This window comes from Paenibacillus sp. 01T422 (assembly GCF_056398785.1).
The window spans coordinates 1-6,150 of the sequence record NZ_JBFTQB010000350.1 but is presented as its reverse complement, the minus strand read 5'-3'; the positions used below and the strand labels follow the sequence as shown (position 1 = coordinate 6,150).

The window sequence follows — 6,150 nt, the reverse complement described above, 5'->3', positions numbered from 1 at the left end:
GTTATAAACTCCGCAGGGTTAATTTGATTCTCCTTACGCAGTTCTTTAGGATAAGCGCAACCGCTTAACAATAGAGCCAAACTAAGGAAGATACCTACCCATCTGCCATATACAACACCTTGAGCCATTTTCACGCATCCATCATCCTATCTTTGTTCTCTAAAATAAATCATCCTCTTCAGCTTGTCTGGCAAGCTGAGCACGTATAGCAGCCTTCAGAGGATCCTCTGGGATCGTCACCTGTACGGGGCCAATCACACGAGCCTGGCAGGCAAGGCGGTAGCCTTCCTCCGCTTGTGATCCAAGCTTCAAGCGTTCATTCACATTCATAGGAGCAAGCCCCTTGCTGCTAGAGTCATTCACCTTCACTTTGCACATCAGACAGGCGGCTTTGGCTCCGCACCGCGTGCGAATATGAACCTTAGCCTTCCGTCCGGCATCCAGTAAAGTTGTGCCTGCCCGAACACTTATTTTCTTGTCGTCTGGCCAAAAATGCACTTCAAACCCACTCATCAGGTCCACCTACTTATCTGTTCAACTTCCCAATTATTAGCGTGAATCTATTAATTCTCCGAGCCTTTGTTCAAACGCTAGTCCCCAACTATTTCTTTGCAATAACGTATTTAATGTCGCCATGTGCAATTCTGGAGCAGCAAGCATTGTTGTATAGATAGCCTCATAGCGATCAGGCCGATTTCGCAATAGATTAAAGAGAAGCTCATGAGCTAACGGCATAAGCTTCACTTCTTGGTTGCCAAGAACAGCCGTATGACTATGGCCCTCCCATAAGTATGCAACCTCCACTTGATAGATGGAATCCAGTGCTTCAACCTTGAAATCCCCAACTACTTCTACCGCATCTCCATGAATCTGATAATGGCTGAGAATCGAGGCATATATGCTTGTTTGACTATACACGGGTGTATCAACTGAGTAATCTTGAAGAGAAGAATGTGTAGCAACTACATCGTTCCTATCCACATAAATATCCAAATCTCTTGGACTTCTTCCAATATCTACGTTTTGCATAAGCAGTCCGCAGCTGCCACCGATAAGCCATCGTACGCTAGGGGCTTGCAATAATTGTGTATGGATGGTCGTAATCGTTGGTACTAACGGTTCCAGCAGGACCAAGATGCCCACACCTTTCAGGCAGAAATTTTAAAAATAGGGTTTATGCGTAACGGAAATGACACCTGATTGTTTAATCGTGCATTGACAAGCAAGTCGAAATCCCTGTTCGATTTCTTCGGGCTCGAGTCGACTTTCTTCTTCATCGGAAGGCAGTGAAAGCAGCTCACGTCCAGTGGCTACATAACAGCGGCATCTGGCGCACGTGCCTCGTGTGCACGAGAAGCCCCAGTCCACGTCATTTTTGAGCGCATGATCCAGTATGCTTAAACCAGTTTCCGGCTCTATTGTTTTTTGCGTTTTGCGCGTCTTTAATTCCAGCATGTATGTATCGCCTCCAAGTTAGAACAATGATAGCAGCATATAGAGTAGAATTGGAATAAATAAAATAAAAGCAACGGTCGAAAGCACGACACGAATCCATCCTTGTGTACGCGTTCTTGCGTACGAAATCATTAATGATGCGACAACCATTAGACCAATGGCTACAAAAGACGCCCACATTTTGTCCAAACTTGACATATTTTTAACTCCTTATGTATAATCTTTAAAATTATCACCAGTAAGTATAGCATAGGATGAGAAAAAAAGCATAAAGGGCAGCAAGYTCCCCTTCATGCTTTTATTTTTTACCCATCATCATGTTCATAAGCTGCTGCATATTATTGCTGTCGAGCTTGGAACTTTTCACAGCCTGAATGATATCATTAATTGTCTCTTCGGATACTTTGACATTTACAAGGCCAGAGACTTGCTTAATCAACTGACGCAGCTGAGTCTCACTTTGAAGTGTTGAAGGTTTCACACCGCTTGCAATTCGCTCGATATCTTTAGGTGTAACGTTTTTCCCCGTTTTCTTCTTCACCACGCTCAATACGTCTTTAGACATATCTTTGTTTGCCAWATGTGCCGCCTCCCTATACCTGATAAGAACTAAATACTTATACGGTATAGTATGAATGCGGGAAGAATGTGGTGTAGGCTACTTCAACACATTTGTAATGCCATCCGTAGCCACTTCTTCGATTTCGTGCGTTCTAACACGGCCCATAAGGTCCTGCGCGGCTAGCTGTGGCGATTTCCCTTCGAAAAGCACCTTATACAGCTCATCTGTAATTGGCATCGTTACATCATACCTGCGAGATAACTCGTAGGCTGCTTTCGTAGTCTTTACACCTTCGACGACCATGCCCATCTCTTGAAGCACCTCATCTAGAGGAATACCCTTCGCGAGTTTATTTCCGGCGCGCCAATTTCGGCTATGTTGACTTGTACAAGTCACGATCAAATCACCGATGCCAGCTAATCCGGCAAAAGTTAGCGGGTTAGCCCCCATCGCGGTGCCTAAGCGAGCGATTTCGGCCAATCCGCGGGTCATCAGCGCAGCTTTGGCATTATCTCCAAAACCCAATCCATCAGTCAGTCCTGCTCCAAGAGCGATGATGTTCTTGAGTGCTCCGCCCACTTCAACGCCTGCAACATCGGGATTCGTATAGACGCGGAAATAGGCGTTTATTAATAGATCCTGCGCGGCCTCTGCCGCTTCCAGATCTTGCGCCGCGACAACGACAGTCGTCGGACATTTCCGAATGACTTCTTCTGCGTGACTGGGACCTGAAAGCACCACTAGCCGATTCGGATTGATTTCGGGCAACTCATCTGCGATTACCTCAGTCATACGCTTGAGGGAGCCCGTTTCAAACCCTTTGGTCGCGTGGATCAGCAAAGCATCTTTTTTCAAAAAGGGACGCATGTTGGATGCAACCTCACGCATTCCGGATGAAGGGACGACCATAATGATCGCATCTGCCCCTTCGACCGCTTCCTGCAGCGAATGAGTCGCTACGATAAGCGGTGATAACTCCACATCTTGGAGAAAACGGCTATTCCGGTTATGTTCGTTAATCTCTCGCACTTGTTCCTCATTACGAGACCATAACAATACCTGATGTCCATTATCCGCCAGTACCGTGGCAAGCGCCGTTCCCCAGCTGCCTGCTACCAGAACCGATACTTTGTTTGACATGGTTACCCCTCCTAAACGTTATGCATTGGAATAATTGAGTGATGTACGCCCAGACTATGCTCTTTTTTGACCTAGCTTATTCTCTTTCCCTTGAACGAGCTTCACAATATTAGTACGATGGCGCATAAAAGCAAACGCGCATAGCAATATACTGATCCACAAAACTGGTAATGGTCGATCCATTCCCCAAATAAGAAAAGGTAAAAGTGCGGTTAGAATCAGGGAGCCCAGCGATACGAATCTAGTTATCGCAATAATGACGATAGCCGTTAAACCTGCAATCAACGTTGGAATGAAGCATAAAGTGGCCATTACGCCGATTGTAGTGGCAATACCTTTGCCACCACGAAACCCGTAATACACCGGCCAGTTGTGTCCAATGATGGCAGCCAGTCCGCACAAAACGCGAACCCACATATCATCGGGTCCGGGAGCTGCCCAAATGCCAAGGCAAACGGCAGCAACTCCCTTCAAACCGTCCAAGATCAATACCATGATCGCCGGGCCCTTGCCCAATACGCGAAGGGTATTGGTTGCGCCCGCATTGCCGCTTCCATGTTTGCGGATATCGATGCCTTTAAACCATTTCCCAAATAAATAACTAAAACTTATAGCCCCTAATAAATAACCTGCTACGATTGTTATTATGGAAATTAAAAGCAAGCTGCAACATCTCCTTATTCTTTGTCCGAAGTCTTTCTGCGGCTTAAGATACGTATCGGTGTTCCTTCAAAACCAAAGGCTGCACGGATTTTGTTATCCAAATACCGCTCATATGAAAAGTGCATGAGCTCAGGCTCATTCACGAAGAGCACAAAGACAGGAGGCTTAACGGCAACTTGTGTCACATAGTTAATCCGCAGACGCTTGCCTTTATCCGTCGGAGGAGGATTATACGCTACGGCATCGGAAACAACATCGTTCAACAAATGCGTTTGAACACGTAGGGCATGGTTTTCGGCCACTTGAATAACAACCGGCAACAGCTTATGCAAGCGTTGCGTTGTTTTGGCTGATACAAACACGATCGGAGCATAGCTCAAGAACAAGAAATGATCGCGAATCGTTTGTGTAAAATGCTGCATGGTTTTATCGTCTTTATCAACGATATCCCATTTATTTACGACAATGACAATCGCTTTTCCTGCTTCATGTGCATATCCTGCTATGTGCTTGTCCTGATCAATGATGCCTTCTTGGCCATCAATAACTACGAGCACAACGTCTGCGCGTTCGATCGCTTTCATTGCTCTCATAACGCTATATTTCTCCGTGTTCTCGTAAACCTTGCCTCTTTTGCGCATACCAGCAGTATCAATAATAACAAATTTCTGGTCATCCCGCTCAAATGGCGTATCGATGGCATCCCGCGTTGTGCCGGCAACGTCACTGACAATAACCCGTTCTTCACCGAGAATGGCATTCGTCATGGAAGATTTCCCTACGTTCGGACGACCGATTAAGGCAAACTTAATAACTTCTTCCCCGTATTCGTCGTCCTTTTTGTCTGGGAATAGCCCGCAAACAACTTCTAGTAAGTCACCGATCCCGATGCCATGTGAACCCGAAATCCCAACCGGATCACCGAATCCCAGAGAATAGAACTCATAGATGTCATCTTGGCGCGCAAGGTTATCCACTTTGTTCACAGCAAGTACGACCGGTTTTTTGGAACGGAAAAGCAGTTGGGCTACTTCTTCATCCGATGGGGTTACGCCTGCTTTAGCATCTACCATGAATACAATAACATCCGCTTCTTCAATCGCAAGCTCAGCCTGCACACGAACAGATTTGAGGATCGCATCCTCGCCATCAATTTCAATACCGCCTGTATCAATCACGCTGAATGACGTATTCAGCCATTCACCCACACCATAGAGTCGATCACGTGTTACACCCGGTTTATCTTCTACAATCGCAAGACGATCGCCTACGATCCGATTGAAAATGGTGGATTTTCCGACATTCGGTCGGCCGACAATTGCAAGTACTGGTCTAGCCAATTCTCATTCACTCCTTCGAATTCCATGATCAGCCATGGAAAAATACGCAACTTACATCATAACAAAAAAGACACGGATTGGCTAATCTCTTTTGAGACTTAGCCAAATTGACCCTGGCATATCAGCATCTCAAGTATGCTTGACCAAAATCATCGTGCCGTTTTTTAGATCATGCGCGTTCGCATCCAATATTTTTTCAAGCGAGAAAGAGACTTTCTGCAGATCCTCCTCTTGCTCCACCACAAAGATTGGTGCACCTCCGCCAACCCGATCTTTCGTTAATGTCACAACAGCAAGAATTTGCGACATGGCGCTTCACGCCCCCTTATTTTTGTTAACACCGGCCTCAGACGGCATACGCACAGCACTCTCCAGCACAGGAACCCGATGCAGAGCAACAAATGTCTTGTTCACATCTTTCTCCTGTGGCAGCAGCAGCACTCCGACAGTTCCTGAATTCATATCCAGCTTGGCCATTGGCCGCAGAGAAGGTTCCCCCTCATCCCGGTAAACACCAAACAAGGTTGAAATATCATGGAGTATCGCCTGTCTTTGGCCGAGATTCGCCAAGGTCACGCGAGAATTGCGATTTTTGGGTTTGATCAGAAAACCTACCCCATGTTCTTGAATCTTACTTCGGCTATCCTCCAGCCCCACATTCATAATATAAATGGAACCTACGAACAAATCAGGTCCATCAATCCGGATCGGAGCGACTTCTATATCCGCTATTTCCCCTAACTTTTTACCCGATTTAAAAAAGTGAGAAATCCAGATCGACAAAATACCGGCTAGGACTCCCCAGTACCAAGCAAACAAAATACTGAAGAGGGACGCCAGAAAAGCTGAGAATATGACCAGATAATTTCTTCCCTCGAACACCATGGCGATGCCTTCGATATAGGCAGCACCTCTTGGTACTAACTCCAGTTCATCAACCTTCGTTAAGCTTTGTCTTTCCATATTGCGAACATCCCGGAACTGCTGCGC

10 protein-coding genes are annotated in these 6,150 nt (G+C 46.1%); all 10 read right to left on the bottom strand.

The annotated features are described in order from the left end of the window. Positions 1-159: 159 nt before the first annotated feature. The gene (locus AC1DUA_RS19565; RefSeq protein WP_477501362.1) at positions 160-513 is read right to left on the bottom strand and encodes a 2Fe-2S iron-sulfur cluster-binding protein; all 354 of its coding nucleotides are present in this window, start codon (positions 511-513) and stop codon (positions 160-162) included. A gap of 36 nt (positions 514-549) precedes the next feature. Further along, on the bottom strand, positions 550-1,134 hold the full coding sequence (locus AC1DUA_RS19560) for a nucleotidyltransferase family protein (protein WP_477501361.1): 585 nt from the start codon (positions 1,132-1,134) through the stop codon (positions 550-552). A 27-nt stretch (positions 1,135-1,161) separates the two neighbouring features. Continuing rightward, positions 1,162-1,455 carry a 2Fe-2S iron-sulfur cluster-binding protein gene (locus AC1DUA_RS19555; protein WP_477501360.1) on the bottom strand — a complete coding sequence of 98 codons (294 nt, stop codon included), beginning with the start codon at positions 1,453-1,455 and terminating at the stop codon, positions 1,162-1,164. Between the two features lie 18 nt (positions 1,456-1,473). Beyond that, positions 1,474-1,653, bottom strand: a complete 180-nt coding sequence (locus AC1DUA_RS19550) for a DUF2768 family protein (protein WP_477501359.1) — start codon at positions 1,651-1,653, stop codon at positions 1,474-1,476. Positions 1,654-1,753: 100 nt separating this feature from the next. Continuing rightward, a complete protein-coding gene (locus AC1DUA_RS19545; protein ID WP_145655996.1) occupies positions 1,754-2,020 on the bottom strand; it encodes a stage VI sporulation protein F in 267 nt (88 codons plus the stop codon). Positions 2,021-2,113: 93 nt separating this feature from the next. Beyond that, complete coding sequence (locus tag AC1DUA_RS19540) at positions 2,114-3,157, bottom strand: NAD(P)H-dependent glycerol-3-phosphate dehydrogenase (RefSeq protein WP_477501358.1); 1,044 nt, start codon at positions 3,155-3,157, stop codon at positions 2,114-2,116. Between the two features lie 54 nt (positions 3,158-3,211). Next, entirely contained in the window at positions 3,212-3,820 is a 609-nt protein-coding gene (gene plsY, locus AC1DUA_RS19535; RefSeq protein WP_315949250.1) for a glycerol-3-phosphate 1-O-acyltransferase PlsY, read from the bottom strand. Between the two features lie 14 nt (positions 3,821-3,834). Next, on the bottom strand, positions 3,835-5,160 hold the full coding sequence (gene der, locus AC1DUA_RS19530; protein ID WP_477501357.1) for a ribosome biogenesis GTPase Der: 1,326 nt from the start codon (positions 5,158-5,160) through the stop codon (positions 3,835-3,837). Between the two features lie 129 nt (positions 5,161-5,289). After that, complete coding sequence (locus AC1DUA_RS19525; protein ID WP_477501356.1) at positions 5,290-5,469, bottom strand: capping complex subunit for YIEGIA; 180 nt, start codon at positions 5,467-5,469, stop codon at positions 5,290-5,292. A gap of 6 nt (positions 5,470-5,475) precedes the next feature. Next, positions 5,476-6,150 (bottom strand): YIEGIA domain-containing protein (locus tag AC1DUA_RS19520; RefSeq protein WP_477501355.1); only part of this gene is annotated, 675 nt, incomplete at its 5' end.

Bases quoted from the DNA above. Each gene is read 5' to 3' on its own strand.
- AC1DUA_RS19555 (WP_477501360.1), bottom strand. From the start codon at position 1,455: ATGCTGGAATTAAAGACGCGCAAAACGCAAAAAACAATAGAGCCGGAA.
- AC1DUA_RS19550 (WP_477501359.1), bottom strand. From the start codon at position 1,653: ATGTCAAGTTTGGACAAAATGTGGGCGTCTTTTGTAGCCATTGGTCTA.
- AC1DUA_RS19545 (WP_145655996.1), bottom strand. From the start codon at position 2,020: ATGTCTAAAGACGTATTGAGCGTGGTGAAGAAGAAAACGGGGAAAAAC.
- AC1DUA_RS19525 (WP_477501356.1), bottom strand. From the start codon at position 5,469: ATGTCGCAAATTCTTGCTGTTGTGACATTAACGAAAGATCGGGTTGGC.
- AC1DUA_RS19565 (WP_477501362.1), bottom strand. From the start codon at position 513: ATGAGTGGGTTTGAAGTGCATTTTTGGCCAGACGACAAGAAAATAAGT.
- AC1DUA_RS19540 (WP_477501358.1), bottom strand. From the start codon at position 3,157: ATGTCAAACAAAGTATCGGTTCTGGTAGCAGGCAGCTGGGGAACGGCG.